Source organism: Hamadaea sp. (assembly GCF_013362815.1).
Classification (GTDB): Bacteria; Actinomycetota; Actinomycetes; order Mycobacteriales; family Micromonosporaceae; genus Hamadaea.
Genome location: NZ_JABFVK010000097.1, coordinates 76,324 through 93,382 on the forward strand (window position 1 = coordinate 76,324; position 17,059 = coordinate 93,382).

The window sequence follows — 17,059 nt, forward strand, 5'->3', positions numbered from 1 at the left end:
GGTCGGTATTCGGCAGGGGGAGTCAGGCCGGGCGCAGGACGTCGCCGAGCCCGTCGAGGGCGGTACGCAACGCCGAGAGCTCGGCGTCGGTGCATGGCTGGAACGGTTCGGCGGCTGTCGCGGGAGCCAGCCCGAGCAGGTGCAACGCGGTCTTCATGACGACGACGCCGCTCGCGCCGGGCCGGATCGCGAAGAGGGCGGCCAGCCGGTCGACGTCGTGCTGGAGCTTGGTGGCGGTTTCGTGGTCGCCGTTCCTTCCGGCGTGGAACAGGTCCACGCACAGGGCGGGGGCGAGCATGCCGACGCCGGGCACGGTGCCGGATGCGCCGAGCCGGAGGGCGATGTCGAGCTGGCGTTCGACGCCTTGGGCGACGCCGAAGCCGGGTCGTTCGGCGGCCAGGTCGCAGAGCCGGGCGAACTGCGACGCGTCGCCGGAGTTGTCCTTCAGCCCGGCGATCCCGGGTTCGTCGAGCAGACGGCGTACGAGGCTGACCGGAACCGGGTTCCCGGTGTACGCAGGGCTGTTGTAGACCACGACCGGGCGGCCGAGCGCGGCCACCGCCTGGAAATGCGCCAGCAGCTCCCGTTCGGTGTGCTTGAAGTAGAACGGGGCCAGCACCACCACCGCGTCGAGGTCGACGCCGTCCAGCAGTTCCACGCGATCGCGGGTCTCCCGGGTGCCGGGACCGGTCGCGGCCACCATCACGGTCGCGTCCGCGCCGGCGAGGACCCGCCAGCGCGTGGTCACCTCGGTGGCGTACCGCCGGACGTCGTCGCCGGACAGGAGCGGGCCTTCGCCGTTCGTCCCCGCGAGGAGCAGGGACGTGACACCGCCGGCCGCCAGGTGCGTGAGCAACGGGTCGATCGCCTCGGCAGCCGGCCGCCCGTGCGGGTCGAGCGCGGTGATCAGCGGAATGACCGTGCCGCTGACCAGCGGTTTTCCGGCACCTTCGGTGGCCGCTCGGCCGTTTTGCCTGGTAGACATGGGACCTCCTGGGCGAGTGCTTCCGGACGGTACCGGCGATCGGAGCCGGACGCCAGACGCTAATAGGTATTAGTATTTCGCGCCCGTCTTTCGAGATCGCGTTCTGGATCACCCCTTGACATCCCGTCTTAGCCGGTGTGAAACTTTGCGACCACCGAACACCCCCGTTTAGTAGGGCGCATTAGCAGGAGGCACACAGTGTCCCGAAGCCCCGTTCCTCGCGGCCCCGCCCGGCGACCCACCCAGGCCGACATCGCGCGGCTGGCCGGCGTCAGCCAGGCGACCGTCTCGCTCGTGCTGAACGAGCGCGAGTCCGAGGTACGCATCAGCCCGGCGACCCGGGACCGGGTGCTGGCCGCCATGCGCGAATGGGGTTACGTGGCCAATCCGTCGGCGCGGTCGCTCGCCGGTGGGCGTAATCGCATTCTGGGTGTGCACACGTTCGAGCCGGTGTTCCCGACGAAGAGCGCGGACTTCTACTTCCCGTTCCTGGTCGGCATCGAGCAGGAGGCCGCCGATCTCGGGCACGACCTGCTGCTGTTCACCAGCGCGGGCGGCGAACGGCAGATCTTCCGCGACGGATCCAGCCGATTGTCGCTGGCCGACGGCGCGCTCCTGCTGGGCCGCAATCCAAACGTCGAGGAGATCGAGCGGCTGCGCGACTCCGGGTATCCATTCGTCTACATCGGACATCGTGAGGTGTCCGGCCCGCCGATCCCGTATGTCGCCGCCGACTACGCCTCCGCCACCCAGCAGCTGACCGAGCGGTTGTTCGCACTCGGTCACCGGCGCGTCGCGTACGCCCGGATCGGCGACGGCGACGCCCAGCCCAGCCGCGACCGGGAGAAGGGGTTCCGCCGGGCGGCGTCGTCGGGCGAGACGCGGCGGCTGACCGGTCCGGTGTGGACGCTCGAGTCGGCCGAGGACGTGCCGGGCCTGCTCGCCGAGATCCGCCACGGCGGCATCACGGGGATCGTGGCCGAGCAGCAGATCCTGGCTGAGGAGATCCTCGCGTACGCCCGTGGGCAGGGGCTGTCGATCCCGGGCGACCTGAGCGTCGTGGTCCTCGGTGACTCGGCCGGAGCCACCCAGACCGGCATGGATTGGACCGGGTTGATCGTGCCCCGGGAAGAGATGGGCCGTCAGGCCACCCGGCTGCTGGTCCAGCTGCTCGAAGATCGGGCCGACGACGAAGCGGTGACGGGAGCCGGTGCGCCGCACGAAAGCGTCGAGTGCGTGCTTGCCGACGGCGCGACGGTCGGGCCGGTGACGGCGTCATGATCCGGCTCATCGTCAAGCGGCTGCTCATCGGCGTACTGGTGATGTGGGGAGCGGCCTCGGTCATCTTCCTCATCGTCCGGGTTGCGCCCGGTGACCCGGCCAGCATCATGCTCGGCCCCGACGCCGACAGCGAGCAGATCGCCGACTTGACCGCCCGTCTCGGCCTCGACAAGCCGATGTACGTCCAGTACCTGAGTTACCTCGGCGACGTCGTGCGGCTGGACTTCGGCGACTCCTACCGGCTCGGCACCGCAGCGATGCCGACCGTGCTGGAGCGGCTGTCCGCCACCGCCGAGTTGATGCTCGCCTCGACTGCGATCGCCGTGATCGTCGGGCTGACCCTCGGGCTCCTCGCCGGAGCCCGCCCGGGGTCGATCACTGACCGGGTGGTCTCGGCGATCTCCATCGCGCTGCAGTCGTTCCCGACGTTCTGGGTCGGCATCATGCTGATCCTGATCTTCGCCCAGGCGCTGAGAATCCTGCCGAGCGCGGGTGCGGGCTCACCGCTGCATCTGATCCTTCCGGCGGTCACGCTCGCCCTGCCGTTCACCGCGGTGGTCGCCCGCCTGACCCGCACCAACGTCGCCGAGACGATGCGCGAGGCGTACATCCAGACGGCGAGATCGAAGGGGCTGTCCGAGCGGCAGGTCCTCCTCGGTCATGCGCTGCGCAACTCGCTCATCCCGGTCGTCACCGTCGTCGGCCTGCACATGGGCGGGCTGATGGGCGGGGCGGTCGTCGTCGAGAACGTCTTCGCCTGGCCCGGCACGGGTTCGCTCATCGTGGACGCCGTCTCCAACCGGGACTACGGCCTGGTCCAGGCGGCGACCTTCCTCATCGCGGGCATCGTCATGGTGTTCAACCTCGTGACCGACCTCGTCTACTCCCAGCTCGACCCGCGCATCCGCCTGGACGGTGCGTCATGACGGCGACGCTGGAGAAGTCCCCGGCGAAGGCCGGGCCCACCGCACGGAAGCGGCCCGGCCGGCGCTGGACCCGTTGGATCCCGTACGCCATCCTCGCCCTCTACGCCCTGACCGGCGGCATCGGCCCGCTGCTCATCGACTACAACCCGGTCTACACGTCGTTGCCGGACCGCCTGCTCGCGCCGGGGTCGCCCGTGTCCTCCGGGGCGACCGCCTGGCTCGGCACCGACGGCACCGGCCGGGACGTGCTGGCTCAGGTCGTCTACGGCGCGCGTACCTCCGTCCTGATCGGACTCGCGACCGTCGTGGTGTCCTGTGTGGTCGGTGTTGCGATCGGTACGTTGGCCGGCTACTTCCGGGGCTGGCCGGACATGATCCTCGCCCGGGGCATCGACATCCTGCTGGCCTTCCCGGCGATCCTGCTGACGATCGTCATCGCCGGGGCATTCGAGCGCAGCGTGCTCGTCGTGGTCGTCGCGCTGTCGGCCACAGCGTGGATCTCGTTCGCCCGGGTCACCCGGGGCGTGGCCTTGTCCATCCGGGAACGGGCCTGGGTCGACGCCGCCCGGGTGCTAGGCGTACGCCCCCTGGCGATCCTGTGGCGGCACGTCGTCCCGTTCACCGCCGGACCCGTCGTCGCGCTCGCGACGCTTGAGTTCGCCCTCGTCGTCCTGGCCGAGGCCGGGTTGAGCTTCCTGGGCATCGGCCTGCCGAACTCGGCCGTCTCCTGGGGCCAGACCATCGCCAACGGCAAGCAGTACCTGGCGACCGCCTGGTGGATCTCGGCGATCCCCGGCGTCGCGCTGTCCCTGCTGATCATCACGATCGGCATCCTCGGGGACCAGCTCACCGCCCGCTACGGACGCGGGCACGTCCGATGAACCGATCATTCGTCCCCTGCGACATTTCAGGAAGGCATCGATGACCAGATATCGTGCCCTGCGGCGTACGGCGCTGGCCGCGTTGGCCGCCTCGCTGGCCCTGACCGCCTGCAGCACAACCAGCGGCGGCTCCTCCGGCGGCGGCCGGGACATCACCGTCGCCGGCACCTACTCGATCGAGAGCCTCGACCCGGCCAGCCCGTCCGGCGGCGGAGCGACCGGTACGCAGCTCACCTCGAAGGCGCTGTTCAGCCGCCTGGTCCGGCCCAAGGCCGACGGAACCCTCGAAGGCGACTTGGCCACCGAGTGGACGCCGGACACCACCGCCACACAATGGACGTTCAAGCTGCGTACGGGCGTCAAGTTCAGCGACGGCTCGGAGGTCACCGCCGACGACGTGGTCGCGTCGTTCCAGCGGTTCATCGACCTCAAGAGCACCAATGCCGCCAACTTCACCGGCTACACGATGACGGCGAGCTCCCCGGCCGAGGTCGTCCTCAAGGCGACCAAGCCCGACGCCGCCATCCCGTACAAGCTGGCGGTCTTCTTCGTGATGCCCAAGCGCGTGCAGGGCGAGGACAAGGAGTTCTTCCAGCACCCGGTCGGCTCGGGTCCGTTCAAGCTGGAGAAGTTCGACTCGGCGGGCACCGTCGTGTTCACCCCGAACAGCGGCTACTACGCCGGCGCGCCGAAGGTCACGAAGGTGACCATCAAGAAGATGCCGGAGCTGGCGGCCCGGCTCACCGCGCTGAAGACCGGTGAGGCGGATCTGATCTGGGGCATCCCCGACGACCAGCTGCCGCAGCTGCAGAGCGACGCCAACCTGACCGTCCAGACGGTGCCGAGCACCGCCGTCTTCACGATGTGGTTCAACTCGTCGATCCCGGCGTTGAAGGACGCCGCCGTACGCCGGGCGCTCTGGCAGGCGGTCGACTTCGCGACCATCATCAAGACGCTGTACCCGCAGACGGGAACGCTGTCGGACGCGCCGGTCTCACCGGTGACCCTCGGCTACTCGCCGCAGGAGGCGCAGAAGTACGACCCGGCGGCAGCCAAGGCGGCGTTGCAGGCGGCCGGCTTCGACTTCTCGAAGAAGTTGCGCCTGCAGTTCGCCAACGCCGAGTTCCGGCAGTTCAACCAGGCGGTCGTGTCCGACCTGGCGAAGATCGGCGTCCAGGTCGACCTGCTGGAGAAGGAGCAGGCCGTGTTCACCAAGGACCTCCTGGCGATGAACTGGGACGTCAACTTCCAGCAGCTGTCCAACCCGACCTTCGACGGGGCGAACACGCTGGGCCGCCTGTACACGTGCGCCGCCAAGCGCAACGGCTACTGCAACCCGGAGCTGGACAAGCTCCTCGCAGCGGCGGGGGCGAGCCCGGACAAGAACGAACGCGTACGCCTCTACGGCGAGGCCAGCAAGATCATCTGGTCGGACGCGGTCGGCATGTTCCCCATGGCGGTCAAGTTCGCGTACGCGTGGAACAAGAACCTGACCGGCGTCGTGCCGGACCCGAACGGGCTGCCGGACTTCTCGACGATCGGCGTCAGCGGATCATGACCACGCGCATGCCGTCTCACGCGGGCCGCACCGAGGCGGCCCGGCAAGTGACCCGGCAACCGAGCCTGCTGGAGGTGTCCGGGCTGGTCGTCGACCTGCCCGGCCCTTCGGGCGGCCCGGAGATCGTCCGCGTCGTCGACGGGGTGTCGTTCGACGTCCCCGCGGCGACGACGGTGGGACTGATCGGCGAGTCGGGCAGCGGCAAGACGATGACGGCCAACGCCCTCATCGGCCTGCTGCCCGACGGGGCCGAGACGGGCGGCGAGCTGCGCTGGCGCGGGGCGGATCTGCTGACGGCCACCCCGGCCCGGCGGCGGGCCCTGCGCGGGCACGAGATCGCGATGATCTTCCAGGATCCGCTGGCCGCCCTCAACCCGACCCAGACGATCGCCCGGCAGGTCGGTGAGATCCTGCGGCGGTCCGGCCGCCCGCGCGACGAGGTACGCCGCCGCGTGATCGAGCTGCTCGACCGGGCAGGCGTGCCCGACCCGGCGACCCGCGCGGACAGCTACCCGCACGAGTTCTCCGGCGGTCTGCGGCAGCGTGCCGTCATCGCGATGGCGCTCGCGGGCAGTCCCGCGCTGTTGCTGGCCGACGAGCCGACCACCGCCTTGGACGTGACCGTGCAGTCGCGCATCCTGCGGCTGCTGCGGTCCCTGCAGGACGACGACGGGCTCGCCATGGTCCTGGTCAGCCACGATCTCCGGGTCGTCGCGCACGTCGCGCAGCAGACCGTCGTCATGTACGCCGGTCGCGTCGCCGAACGGGGCCCGACCAACGAGGTCCTGCACCGCCCGGCGCACCCGTACACCCGGGCACTCGTGCAGAGCGTGCCCGCCGTGCGAACGCGTACGGCGATCGCGTCGCCGCTGCCGGGCACGCCCGCCACTCCGGCGAACCGGCCGTCCGGGTGCGCGTTCCATCCGCGCTGCCCGCTGGCCCGCGAACGGTGCAAGGTCGAGCAGCCGCTCATCCGGGAGATCGCCGCCGGCCAATGGACAGCGTGCCACTACGCGGAGGAACTCCAGGGGGTGCGGCATGACCCTGCTTGACGTACGCGATCTCCGGGTCAGCTTCGGGCGGCGTACCAAGGTAGTCGCCGTCGACGGCGTGAGCCTCGCGGTCGCGCCCGAGGAGACCGTGGGACTCGTGGGCGAGTCCGGTTCCGGCAAGACCACCGTCGCCCGGGCCGTCGTCGGGCTCGTGCGGCCCGACTCGGGCGCGATCGTCCTCGACGGACAGCCGTTGGGCCGCATCGGCCGCCGCCCGGCCGTGGCGCATCGGGCCGTGCAGATGGTCTTCCAGGACCCCCGGTCGTCGTTGAACCCGCGGATGACGGTCGCCTCGGTGATCGACGAAGTGTGGCGTACGCACCCGGTCACCGCGCCCGACGGCGATCGCACGGCGGCGCTGCACCGGCTGCTCGACGACGTCGGGTTGGACGCAAGCGTCGCCCGTCAGCGCCCGGGGGAGTTGTCCGGCGGCCAATGCCAGCGGGTCAGCATCGCCCGCGCGCTGGCCGCCAAGCCCCGGCTCCTGGTGTGCGACGAGGCGGTGTCCGCGCTCGACGTCTCGGTCCAGGCCCAGGTGTTGCGGCTGCTGGTGGATCTGCGCGAGAAGCACCACCTGGCGATGTTGTTCATCTCGCACGACCTCGGCGTCGTGCACCAGATCGCCGACCGGATCGCCGTGATGCGGCGCGGCGAGCTCGTCGAGGAAGGCCCGGCCGCCGACGTCCTGGGCGCTCCACAGCACGAGTACACCCAGAGCCTGCTCGAAGCGGCGCTCGAACTGAACGAGTGAAACACCAATTGCACGACCTGGGGAGGAAACACCGATGACGGACGGCTCATCCCGCGTACCAGCTGGAAAATCAGATGTGCTGGTGGTCGGCGGGGGGCTCGGGGGAGTCGCCGCCGCACTGGCCGCGCTGCGCCGGGGCCGCACGGTCTTGCTGACCGAGCCCACCGACTGGCTGGGCGGCCAGCTCACCAGCCAGGGCGTGCCGCCGGACGAGCACCCGTGGATCGAGCAGTTCGGCGCGACCCGCTCCTACCGCGCGCTCCGCGAGGCGATCCGCGATCACTACCGCCGCTGGTATCCGCTGACCGCCGCCGCGCGCGCCAAGACCGACCTCAACCCCGGGCTGGGTCGCGTCAGCCGCCTCTGTCACGAGCCGCGGGTGGCCGCGACCGTGCTCGCGGCGATGCTCGGCCCGCATCTGGCCACCGGTCGGTTGACCATCTGGTACGCACACCGCCCGATCGCCGTGACGAGCGACCGGGATCGGGTCACGTCGGTGCTGTTCGAAGGCCCGGACGGGACCCGGGTCGAGGCGAGCGCGCCGTACGTCCTCGACGCCACCGAGCTCGGCGAGCTGCTACCGATGGCCGGTGTCGAGCATGTGACCGGTTTCGAGTCCCGCGAGGAGACCGGCGAACCGAGCGCGCCCGCCGTCGCTCAGCCGGCCAACATGCAGGCGTTCTCCTGGGTGTTCGCGGTCGAGCACCGCGACGGCGAGGACCACACGATCGACCGTCCCGACCAGTACGGCTTCTGGCGTGACTATCAGCCGCCGTTCTGGCCGGACAAGCTGCTGAGTCTGGTGGCACCCGATCCGCGTACGCTCGAACCAGTCGCGCGCACCTTCGTCCCGCACGGCTCCTCCGGTCCGGTCGTGGCCGACCAGAGTCGCGATCCGGGCGACAAGGACCTGTGGATCTTCCGCCGCATCCTCGCCCGGGAGCAGTTCCAGCCCGGTTTCCTGCCCAGTGACGTCACCATCGTGAACTGGCCGATGATCGACTACCTGCCCGGCCCGCTGATCGGCGTGTCCGACGAGGAACGGGACAAGCACCTCGACGGTTCCCGGCAGCTGGCCCTGAGCATGTTCTACTGGCTGCAGACCGAGGCGCCGCGCCCGGACGGCGGCACGGGCTGGCCTGGACTACGCCTGCGGCCCGACGTCATGGGCACCGCCGACGGTCTGGCCAAGGCTCCCTACATCCGCGAGTCACGGCGCATCCGGGCCCGGCGAACCGTCGTGGAGCAGGACCTCTCGCTGGCCGTACGCGGAGACCACGGCGCAGTGTCCTATCCGGACAGTGTCGGCGTCGGCATGTACCGCATCGACCTGCACCCGTCGACCGGCGGCGACAACTACATCGACGTGGGCAGCAGCCCATTCCAGATCCCGTTGGGCGCCCTCCTGCCCGTACGCGTGCGCAACCTCCTCGCCGCGGGCAAGAACATGGGCACGACGCACATCACCAACGGCTGCTATCGGCTGCACCCCGTGGAGTGGAACGCGGGTGAGGCGGCCGGGGCGTTGGCGGCGCACTGCCTGGCGAACGGGCTCGAACCGGCTCAGGTGCACGAGAGCCCGGAGTTGCTCGAGCGCTTCCAGAACGAGCTGGTCGCCGACGGCTTCGAGCTGGCCTGGCCGGAGATCCGGGGTTACTGAAATTCGGTTTCACCCATGCGCCGCGGGGACTACCCTGCGGCGCATGACCATGGCCGTGTTCGGCCAGGGCACCCGGTAGACCGCGCGTACACCGGGGCGCCGTTTTCCGGCGCACACATGCCCTGACGCAGGTAAGTCCAGTGTCGACTGAGGTCCGCTGACGACGCGCCTGCCTTCGCCGTACCCTCCACTCGGAGACCGCCATGGCCGCCGTGCCCGTCAGCGCACGCGATCCGCGCATCAGCGCGCTCCTGTCCACCCGGACCCCGTCCGGCTCCGTCCTCGCCGAAGGCCTCTGGGCACATCAGTGTTTGTTGCGGGCCGACGCCGACATCGAGGTCCTCGTCACCTGCCCCGACCTGCTGGATCCCGCCGCCCGGCGGCTCGCGCGCGACCTGACCGCGCGGGCGCGTACCGCCGTCGAGGTGTCTGCCAAGACCTACGCCCGCATCGGCCGCCGCACGAAGGCCTCCGGCCTGGCCTCCCTGGTACGCCTGCGCCAATGGCGAGCCGAGGATCTGCCGGTCGACCCCGGCACCCGAGTTCTCGTCGCCGACGGCATCGAGTACGCCACCAACCTCGGCGCGCTGATCCGCGTCGTCGACGCGAGCGGGGCGAGCGCCCTGCTGATCACCAATCGCCAAGCCCGGCTGGAACACCCCGACGTGTTCACCGCGAGCCGGGGCACGCTGCTGACCACGCCGGTCGTCGACTTCGGCGAACCGGCCGCAGCAGCGCAATGGTTGCTGCGTAGCGGATTCACGATCCGGCTGGCGTTGCCGGGCGCACCCGGCGGCTTCCGTACGCCCGCCGATCCGACCGGCCCGACCGCGATCGTCGTCGGCTCCGAGGGAAGAGGCGTCGCCGCGGAATGGCGGTCGGTACCGCACGAACCCGTCTCGATCCCGATGCGCGGCCGAGCCGACTCGCTCAACGTCGCCGTCGCAGCCGGAGTGCTGCTCTTTGGCTGACCCAATTAGGAACGAACTTCGCCTAAAGCGGGTCTAGCGTTCTCCTCAACAGCAAGATTTGTTGAGGGAGAACCGCAATGACCAGCACCGCACCTGCCGGCTACACGACCGCCGCGCCGTGGATCGTCACGCCCGACACCGGTCGCCTGCTCGACTTCATCGCCGCAGTGTTCGACGGAGTGGAGCAGGGCCGGGTGCCGTTGGCGGACGGCACGATCGGCCACGCCGAGATCCGGGTCGGCGACACCGTGCTGCTCGCCTTCGACCAGCGTCCGGGCTGGCCGTCGATGCCCTCGCTGGTACGAGTATTCGTCCCCGACGCCGACGTCGCGATGGAACGCGCGGTTGCGGCAGGCGCGTCGGTGGTCACCGAGCCGGCCACCCACGCCTTCGGCCAGCGAGGCGGGCGCCTACGCGACACGTTCGGCAACATCTGGTGGATCAGCGCCGTAGTCGAGGACGTGCCGGTGGAGGAAGGACTGCGCCGGCTCGGCGAACCGCAGTACGCCGACGCGATGCGAGACGCGCAGGAGACGCTGGACCGCGAACTCAGCGGCGTCGACCGGGAGGTCAGCGCGGTCAGCCTGCCGCCGGCAGCGCATAGCTGAGCCATTCCAGCGTCTGTCAGCCACTCCACGACCTGGCGGTCCCGATGACCCCAGTACGCGTTACTCGGACGCGGCAGCCCGCGCCGATCCATCCGGCATTCGAGTTCGACGAACACCTTGAGGGCCAGGACGAGATCTTGCTGATCGAGGTTGTCCAGCCAGGTCCGCAGGTACTCCGCGAGATCTTCCTCGACGTTGCCGATCGCGCACAACGCCTCCCCGACACCGAGCACGGGGTCCTCCGCGAAGAGCGCGTCGGCCCACATCGCTCGCAGGTACGCCCGCACCGCTTGCTGCTCGTGCAGCGGCCAGGTGGTCCAGCCGGCTTCCCGCACGCAGCACGGGCAGTATTCGATCGACCGCGGCCGTGCGTTCTCCGCGAACGCCTCGTAGAGCCGGTCGATCGCACCCGTCAGCTCACTCATCGGGTCCGCCCGGTGATTCGGGCAGCGGTCACCTGCGCCGAGCGCAGCTCGCCGACCAGGATACGCAGAAACGCCCCGGCCATGAGCGGGTACGCCTCGCCCTTGCAGTCCAGCCAGATCGACCAACCGCCGTCCGGATGCGGCTCGGGGTCGGAGACGAAGTTCGGGGAGTACTCGGCGTCGAGCACCGCGTCGACGTCGGCGTACTCGGTGCCGTCGTCACCGACGAGGAACAGCCGCTCAAGGGAGTTCTCAAGCGCGGCCAAGACCGCCCCCGCAGGCTCGCCGGTGACGCGTACGCGGAAGTCCTGGGTGGGGAAGTGCTCGTCGCCGTGGACACCGCGGAGCGGAAAGCAGCCGGGGTCGACGACCACCGGCCCGGTGTCGCTCCACTCGGCCTCGATCGCGGCACGTTGGCGTTCGGCGGCCACCCGGGCCGAATGCCGCGTCGCCAGTTCGGCGAGCCGCCAGAGCATCGGCACGTCGCCCAGCTGCGCGGCGCGGCGCATCCAGGCTTCGGCGGCTTCCCGGTCGTGCATACCGTCGTGGGTCAGAGCGCACTCGGCGATCTTGTACGCCGCCTCGGCGTCGCCCCGGTTCGCCGCCTCGGCCCAGCGAAGGATCGACTCTCTGATCGGCTCGTCAGCCATCGGTCCATCATGACGGCTGCTGCCCGGTTCCGTCCGCCCCGAGTTCGTCGGGCCCATGCCCGGCTGAACGGCGTTTGCGGACTTCGTAACCGGCGATGGCCAGCGCATAGAACACGACGTCGGCGGCAATCTTGCCGACGGTGATGCCGACGACCATGCCGCCGAGGAGGATGGTTCCGGCGTACATGGCGAGCGGGCGCACTGCCGCGCTGTCGATCAGCTCCGCCGGGCCGAACTCGAACACCATGTCGCGCAGCGTGTGGCGTACGCGTCGCGGCGCGCGATGGTCCCGGGCGAAGACCACGGTGTAGAACGCCACCGTCTCGCCCAGCGCGCCGAGCGCCGGTTTGCCGAACCACCCGGCGACCGCGAGCGCGCCGGCGATGCCGGCCAGCTCCGGTGGAGCATATCGGACGAACCATTCCTTGAGCCGCATCACGCGTGCTCAACGGGATTTGGCGCGCGCCGATACGTTGCTCTGGTCGGCCGCTCTCCGGGGCCGCCTGGTCCGCGCGGTTCGCCCGGAGCCTTCCCTCGCGCAGATATCCGATTTGTCCGCACGAATCGACGCGCGAGAAGTTGACCTTGGCGAGTTTCGGTTGCCCTAGCGACACTTTCTCGCCAAGGTCAACTTTTCCCCGCGTCAGCGCCCCCGCTCGCGAAGGTGCGAGCGAGCCCCCGAAAGCGGAGCGCCCCGCCGCGTCGGCGAGTGAGCGGCGTCGGGTATGAAGGGCGAATGCAGTTCGTCCTGTTCCCCGGCCGCCACCACGTCCTGACCCGGTTCCAGGCGGAGTACCTGGGCCGGCTCGCCCGAGGCGGGACGGTCGTCTGGGCGGTGACGTCGGCCAACCATGCGAACACCCGGCGCAACCCGGTCGCGTACCACCGGCGGGAGGCGGCCATCGAGCGGTTCAGCGTCCTGACCGGGCTGCGATCGCTGGTGGTTCCGGTGTTCGACACCGCCCCGACGGATCGGTTCGCCGAGGTGACGATCAAGAACATCGCGACCGAGACCGGCATCGAGCTGACGCCGGCGAACACCGTCGTGGCCTGTTCGACGCCGGAGGTGGCGGCGCTCTACGCGAAGCTCGGGTTCGAGATCGCCACCGTGGAGGAGGAATCGGGCGCCGAGCGTCCCTGGGATGTGCTGCTCCGGCTGGCGAACGGGGATGAAGCCTGGCGGGAGCTGGCCCACCCGGCCACGGTTGACGTGTTCGACCGCTATCAGCTGGTGGACGCCGTGCGTACGGTGGTCAACGATCCGGTCGTCGGGGACGAGGGTGGTCTGACGGCGACCCGGGACTACCGTACTTATGCCGAGTCGTTCGCCGACAGCGCGGCCCGCAAGTGGTCCGCCGTACGCGAATTCGTCCGGCCCGGTCGCATCGTGGACATCGGCTGCGGCGCGGGCGCGGTGCTCGAACTGGCCGACCGGGAGCCCGCGTTGCGGGAGAGCGATCTTGTCGGCGTCGAGGTCGCCCGGCACTTGTTCGACGAGTGCGTCCACAAGAAGGCCCAGGGCGTCTTCACCAACCCCAACGTCTTCTTCTACCGCCGCAACGTCCTCGGCGGGGCGGTCTTCCCGCCGCGCTCGGTCGACACCACGCTGACGTTCGCGCTGACCCACGAGATCTGGTCGTACGGCGATCAGGCGAGCTCGTTGCGCGCGTTCGTGCAGGCGATATACGACCACACCGCGCCGGGCGGCGTGTGGATCAACAGCGACGTCTGCGGCCCCGACGACCGCGACCGCCCGGTGCTGTTGCGCCTCGCCCGCGAAGACGGGGCGAACCCGATCGAACCGCGTCGTGACCTGCCCGAACGACCTTCGGCTGAGGTGGCGGCGTACGTGGCCGGGCTGTCGACGCGCGCTCGCTTCGACCAGTTCGTCGTCGACTACCGATTCCCGGTCGATCACAAGGTCGAGGGGGATGCGATCCGGCTGTCCCTGGCGGACGCGATGGACTACCTGACCCGCAAGGACTACGCGGGCAACTGGATGTCGGAGACCCAGGAGCAGTTCTGCGGACTGGAATACGCCGACTGGAAGAGCCTCCTCGCCGACGTCGGCTTCGAGGTCGACCCGGCGTCGCGTACGTCACGCAACGATTGGGTGGTCGCCAACCGGATCGCACCCGTCGCGACACTGACCGATGTGGACGGACGTCCGCTGGACTGGCCGGTCACTCACGTGCTGCTGGTGGCCCGCCGCCCGCTCAACACCTGATCTGCCGCCGGCCTGGCTGACGGGCGGGCGAAATTCGGTTGCGAGCGCAATCACCGCCAGGCTAGCGTCGCGTCCATGTTCGCCACGGCTGGATTCGGCGCGCTCGCAGGCCTCCGCCTGCCGGGCGCCGTCGCCGTGCGCGCGAAGTCGGCCCGACTGGATAGCTGACTCTCCTCCCATCCGACCTTCTCGAAGGCGTGAGCCGCAGGACGTGCGGAGGAGAGTGCCGCGCCGCGTCCTGTCCAGGCTATCGACTTCGAAGGATCAGTCATGTCCAAGAGCACGTTCGTCCGCGCCAAGCCGCATCTCAACATCGGGACGATGGGCCACGTCGACCACGGGAAGACGACGCTCACCGCCGCCATCACCAAGGTCCTCGCCGAGCGCTACCCGGCCGCGAACCGGTTCGTCGCGTTCGACGGGATCGACCGGGCGCCGGAGGAGATCGCCCGCGGCATCACCATCACCATCGCCCACGTCGAGTACGAGACGGCGACGCGCCACTACGCCCACGTCGACATGCCCGGCCACGCCGACTACGTGAAGAACATGATCACCGGTGCGGCTCAGGTCGACGGCGCGATCCTCGTCGTGTCCGCGCTCGACGGCGCGATGCCCCAGACCCGCGAGCACGTGCTGCTCGCGCGGCGGGTCGGCGTACCGCACCTGGTGGTGGCGATGAACAAGGCCGACGCGGTGGACGACCCAGAACTGCTCGACCTGGTCGAGCTCGAGGTCCGCGAGCTGCTCACGGCCAACGGGTTTCCCGGTCATTCGATCCCGGTCGTACGCGTATCGGCGCTGAGGGCGCTCGAAGGTGAGCCGCAGTGGACGCAGTCCATCGTGGACCTCCTCGACGCCGTGGACACGTACGTTCCGGTGCCGCAGCGCGAGCTGACGCAGCCGTTCCTGATGCCGATCGAGAACGTGCTGACCATCTCCGGCCGGGGCACCGTCGTCACCGGCGCGATCGAGCGCGGGACGCTGACCGTCGGCGAGACGGTCGAGGTCGTCGGCCTCGAACCGACCTTCTCGGCGGTGGCCACCGGGCTGGAGACGTTCGGCAAGTCGCTGGACCGGGCCGAGGCGGGCGACAACGCCGCCGTCCTGCTCCGGGGGGTCAAGCGCGACCAGGTACGCCGGGGGCAGGTCGTCGCGGCGTCCGGCAGCATCCGGCCGTACTCGCGGTTCCGGGCGCAGCTGTACGCGCTGACCACCGCCGAAGGCGGCCGCCGTACGCCGTTCCACGCGAACTATCGGCCCCAGTTCTACTTCCGGACCACCGACGTGCCGGGTTCGGTGGAGCTGGGCACGCTGCCCGAGGTACGCCCCGGTGACACCGTCGACCTGACGGTGGACCTGGGCGCGCCGATCGCCATGGAGGTCGGCCTCGGATTCGCCGTACGCGAAGGCGGCCGCACGGTGGCGGGTGGCACCGTCACCGAGCTGCTCAGTTGAACCCGCCGGCCGGGTCGTGCCTCGACGACCCGGCCGGCCTACTGCGCTTCTCGCTGGCAGGATGGCGGTCATGTCGCAAGTGGTCTTCCTCAACGGCGCATCGTCGGCCGGCAAGACAAGCATCGGAACGGCGCTTCAAGAGGTGACCGCCGACCCGTTCATGCTGTTGGGCATCGACACCTGTTTCGCGATGGTCCCGTCGCGGTGGGCGGGTGGCCCGGCCGGTCCGTTCCGCCACCTGGGATTCGCGTATCAGCAGCTGCCGGCCGACGACGGCCATCCGATGCTGGCCATCACGTACGGCGAAGTCGGCCGGCGGATGATGGCCGGCTTCCACCGGGGCGTCGTGGAGATCGTGCGCGCCGGAAACTCGGTCATCATCGACGAGATGCTGCTCGACGAGCGTGTACGCGACGACTGGCTCGAAGTCCTGGCGCGACTGCGACCGTTGGTCGTCGGCGTGTTCTGTGACGATGAGGAACTCGAGCGCCGGGAGAAGGCCCGCGGCAACCGGCCCGGCCTCGCCCGATGGTCGGCGCGGCAGGCCCATCGCGGCGTGACCTACCACCTCGAAGTGGACACCACCACGACGGAGTCGGCAGTATGCGCGGCCGCGATCGCCCGGCATCTCAGCCCCGGCCTAGGCGTCTAAGCGTCTAAACCCTGAAGCCTGCGTCGCGTTCGGGCTGACGAATATCCTGACGCTGTGATGGGTCCGCCTACGCTCATTGAGCGCCGTCCGCCGTGGGCGATCTTCGTCCGACGCGGCCCGCCACAGAAGTTTGAGACTCCACCGGGCCGCACCAGCCTCATCTGACCGCAAGCACGTTCTGAGTCAGCAGCGTCGGTGCAGGGTGTTCTGGACGGGTCTGCGTAGTGGGTCGATGAAGGCTGGTGGGAGGAATTCGGGGAAGCCGTCGGTTCGGATGCGTACTTGCCAGTGTCCGTGGTGGATTTCGCGGTGGTGAAACCCGCAAAGCAGGACAGAGTTGGTCAGACAGGTGGTTCCGCCGTCTGCCCACGCTTGGACGTGGTGGCCGTCGCACCACTGGGATGGGCGATCACAGCCGGGGAACGCGCATCCTCGGTCTCGCAACACGAGCGCGCGTCGTAGTGGGCCGTCGATGAGGCGGCGGGCGCGGCCGACGTCGAGGACCTGCCCGTCGCCGCCCAATACTGCGGGGATGATGATCGCGTCGCAGGCGAGGCGGCGGACGGTTTCCGGGGTGAGTAGGTCGCCGGTGTCGAGCAGTCCGGCGCCGACTTTGGCTTTCAGCTGCTCCCACGGCAGGGTGATCGTGAGGTGCGGTTTCTGGCCGCCGTTGTCCGGCAGCTCCCCCGCGTGCAGGATCCGCTCGCACAGCTCGATCAGCGCGTCCGCGCGGCGGGCACCGGCCGACCGCAGATCCGGATCCCCCAGCAACACCCGGCCGGTCCGGCCACCCGCGCCGTGCGACGGATGCGCATCGCCTGCCGGATCCGGCTCGGCCGCCGTCGCCAAGCCGGGTACCGTGCCGACACCTGCCGACCGCGCGCCACCTGCCACGCCTGAGCCGCCTGCCACGCCTGAGCCGCCAGCCACGGTCGCGCCGTCGCCAGCCGCGGTCGCGCTGCCGCCCGCTTCAT

Annotated in this window: 16 protein-coding genes; 12 read left to right on the forward strand and 4 right to left on the reverse strand. The window is 69.9% G+C overall.

Annotation, left to right across the window (positions count from 1 at the left end):
- Nucleotides 1-22: 22 nt before the first annotated feature.
- Entirely contained in the window at nucleotides 23-985 is a 963-nt protein-coding gene (locus HOV77_RS31725) for a dihydrodipicolinate synthase family protein (protein WP_290869073.1), read from the reverse strand.
- Between the two features lie 198 nt (nucleotides 986-1,183).
- Here HOV77_RS31725 and HOV77_RS31730 point away from each other — a divergent pair, with 198 nt between their 5' ends.
- From HOV77_RS31730 to HOV77_RS31770, 9 genes are all read left to right on the forward strand, one after another.
- Nucleotides 1,184-2,266 carry a LacI family DNA-binding transcriptional regulator gene (locus HOV77_RS31730; RefSeq protein WP_290869076.1) on the forward strand — a complete coding sequence of 361 codons (1,083 nt, stop codon included), beginning with the start codon at nucleotides 1,184-1,186 and terminating at the stop codon, nucleotides 2,264-2,266.
- Nucleotides 2,263-3,192 carry an ABC transporter permease gene (locus tag HOV77_RS31735; protein ID WP_290869078.1) on the forward strand — a complete coding sequence of 310 codons (930 nt, stop codon included), beginning with the start codon at nucleotides 2,263-2,265 and terminating at the stop codon, nucleotides 3,190-3,192. The genes HOV77_RS31730 and HOV77_RS31735 overlap by 4 nt, the downstream gene beginning before the upstream one ends.
- A complete protein-coding gene (locus tag HOV77_RS31740) occupies nucleotides 3,189-4,073 on the forward strand; it encodes an ABC transporter permease (RefSeq protein WP_290869081.1) in 885 nt (294 codons plus the stop codon). Before HOV77_RS31735 ends, HOV77_RS31740 begins: the two co-directional genes overlap by 4 nt.
- 40 nt (nucleotides 4,074-4,113) lie before the next feature.
- Nucleotides 4,114-5,631 (forward strand): ABC transporter substrate-binding protein, encoded by a 1,518-nt coding sequence (locus HOV77_RS31745; RefSeq protein ID WP_290869083.1) that lies wholly within the window; start codon nucleotides 4,114-4,116, stop codon nucleotides 5,629-5,631.
- An 8-nt stretch (nucleotides 5,632-5,639) separates the two neighbouring features.
- Complete coding sequence (locus HOV77_RS31750) at nucleotides 5,640-6,683, forward strand: ABC transporter ATP-binding protein (protein ID WP_290869085.1); 1,044 nt, start codon at nucleotides 5,640-5,642, stop codon at nucleotides 6,681-6,683.
- Complete coding sequence (locus HOV77_RS31755; protein WP_290869088.1) at nucleotides 6,670-7,434, forward strand: ABC transporter ATP-binding protein; 765 nt, start codon at nucleotides 6,670-6,672, stop codon at nucleotides 7,432-7,434. Before HOV77_RS31750 ends, HOV77_RS31755 begins: the two co-directional genes overlap by 14 nt.
- 34 nt (nucleotides 7,435-7,468) lie before the next feature.
- Complete coding sequence (locus tag HOV77_RS31760; protein WP_290869090.1) at nucleotides 7,469-9,094, forward strand: FAD-dependent oxidoreductase; 1,626 nt, start codon at nucleotides 7,469-7,471, stop codon at nucleotides 9,092-9,094.
- 203 nt (nucleotides 9,095-9,297) lie between these two features.
- A complete protein-coding gene (locus tag HOV77_RS31765) occupies nucleotides 9,298-10,065 on the forward strand; it encodes a TrmH family RNA methyltransferase (RefSeq protein ID WP_290869092.1) in 768 nt (255 codons plus the stop codon).
- A 77-nt stretch (nucleotides 10,066-10,142) separates the two neighbouring features.
- Entirely contained in the window at nucleotides 10,143-10,673 is a 531-nt protein-coding gene (locus tag HOV77_RS31770; RefSeq protein ID WP_290869095.1) for a VOC family protein, read from the forward strand.
- A 421-nt stretch (nucleotides 10,674-11,094) separates the two neighbouring features.
- Here HOV77_RS31770 and HOV77_RS31775 read toward each other — a convergent pair whose 3' ends face one another.
- Nucleotides 11,095-11,748: a hypothetical protein gene (locus HOV77_RS31775; protein WP_290869097.1), complete on the reverse strand. Its 654-nt coding sequence runs from the start codon at nucleotides 11,746-11,748 to the stop codon at nucleotides 11,095-11,097.
- 7 nt (nucleotides 11,749-11,755) lie between these two features.
- Nucleotides 11,756-12,184 carry a hypothetical protein gene (locus HOV77_RS31780; protein ID WP_290869099.1) on the reverse strand — a complete coding sequence of 143 codons (429 nt, stop codon included), beginning with the start codon at nucleotides 12,182-12,184 and terminating at the stop codon, nucleotides 11,756-11,758.
- A 300-nt stretch (nucleotides 12,185-12,484) separates the two neighbouring features.
- Between HOV77_RS31780 and HOV77_RS31785 the strand changes: the two genes are divergently transcribed.
- The 3 genes from HOV77_RS31785 (at nucleotide 12,485) to HOV77_RS31795 (ending at nucleotide 16,085) form a co-directional block, all read left to right on the forward strand.
- Nucleotides 12,485-13,975 carry a class I SAM-dependent methyltransferase gene (locus HOV77_RS31785; RefSeq protein ID WP_290869101.1) on the forward strand — a complete coding sequence of 497 codons (1,491 nt, stop codon included), beginning with the start codon at nucleotides 12,485-12,487 and terminating at the stop codon, nucleotides 13,973-13,975.
- Between the two features lie 270 nt (nucleotides 13,976-14,245).
- Nucleotides 14,246-15,433: an elongation factor Tu gene (gene tuf, locus HOV77_RS31790; protein ID WP_290869103.1), complete on the forward strand. Its 1,188-nt coding sequence runs from the start codon at nucleotides 14,246-14,248 to the stop codon at nucleotides 15,431-15,433.
- A 70-nt stretch (nucleotides 15,434-15,503) separates the two neighbouring features.
- Nucleotides 15,504-16,085 carry an AAA family ATPase gene (locus HOV77_RS31795; protein ID WP_290869106.1) on the forward strand — a complete coding sequence of 194 codons (582 nt, stop codon included), beginning with the start codon at nucleotides 15,504-15,506 and terminating at the stop codon, nucleotides 16,083-16,085.
- Nucleotides 16,086-16,268: 183 nt separating this feature from the next.
- Here HOV77_RS31795 and HOV77_RS31800 read toward each other — a convergent pair.
- A partial coding sequence (locus HOV77_RS31800) for an HNH endonuclease signature motif containing protein (protein WP_290869109.1) occupies nucleotides 16,269-17,059 on the reverse strand: 791 nt, incomplete at its 5' end.

Excerpts from the sequence above, each read along its gene's own strand:
- HOV77_RS31795 (WP_290869106.1), top strand. The coding sequence starts at position 15,504 with ATGTCGCAAGTGGTCTTCCTCAACGGCGCATCGTCGGCCGGCAAGACA.
- HOV77_RS31775 (WP_290869097.1), bottom strand. The coding sequence starts at position 11,748 with ATGGCTGACGAGCCGATCAGAGAGTCGATCCTTCGCTGGGCCGAGGCG.
- HOV77_RS31770 (WP_290869095.1), top strand. The coding sequence starts at position 10,143 with ATGACCAGCACCGCACCTGCCGGCTACACGACCGCCGCGCCGTGGATC.
- HOV77_RS31740 (WP_290869081.1), top strand. The coding sequence starts at position 3,189 with ATGACGGCGACGCTGGAGAAGTCCCCGGCGAAGGCCGGGCCCACCGCA.
- HOV77_RS31780 (WP_290869099.1), bottom strand. The coding sequence starts at position 12,184 with ATGCGGCTCAAGGAATGGTTCGTCCGATATGCTCCACCGGAGCTGGCC.
- HOV77_RS31745 (WP_290869083.1), top strand. The coding sequence starts at position 4,114 with ATGACCAGATATCGTGCCCTGCGGCGTACGGCGCTGGCCGCGTTGGCC.
- HOV77_RS31765 (WP_290869092.1), top strand. The coding sequence starts at position 9,298 with ATGGCCGCCGTGCCCGTCAGCGCACGCGATCCGCGCATCAGCGCGCTC.
- HOV77_RS31755 (WP_290869088.1), top strand. The coding sequence starts at position 6,670 with ATGACCCTGCTTGACGTACGCGATCTCCGGGTCAGCTTCGGGCGGCGT.
- HOV77_RS31735 (WP_290869078.1), top strand. The coding sequence starts at position 2,263 with ATGATCCGGCTCATCGTCAAGCGGCTGCTCATCGGCGTACTGGTGATG.
- HOV77_RS31785 (WP_290869101.1), top strand. The coding sequence starts at position 12,485 with ATGCAGTTCGTCCTGTTCCCCGGCCGCCACCACGTCCTGACCCGGTTC.
- tuf (WP_290869103.1), top strand. The coding sequence starts at position 14,246 with ATGTCCAAGAGCACGTTCGTCCGCGCCAAGCCGCATCTCAACATCGGG.
- HOV77_RS31760 (WP_290869090.1), top strand. The coding sequence starts at position 7,469 with ATGACGGACGGCTCATCCCGCGTACCAGCTGGAAAATCAGATGTGCTG.
- HOV77_RS31750 (WP_290869085.1), top strand. The coding sequence starts at position 5,640 with ATGCCGTCTCACGCGGGCCGCACCGAGGCGGCCCGGCAAGTGACCCGG.
- HOV77_RS31725 (WP_290869073.1), bottom strand. The coding sequence starts at position 985 with ATGTCTACCAGGCAAAACGGCCGAGCGGCCACCGAAGGTGCCGGAAAA.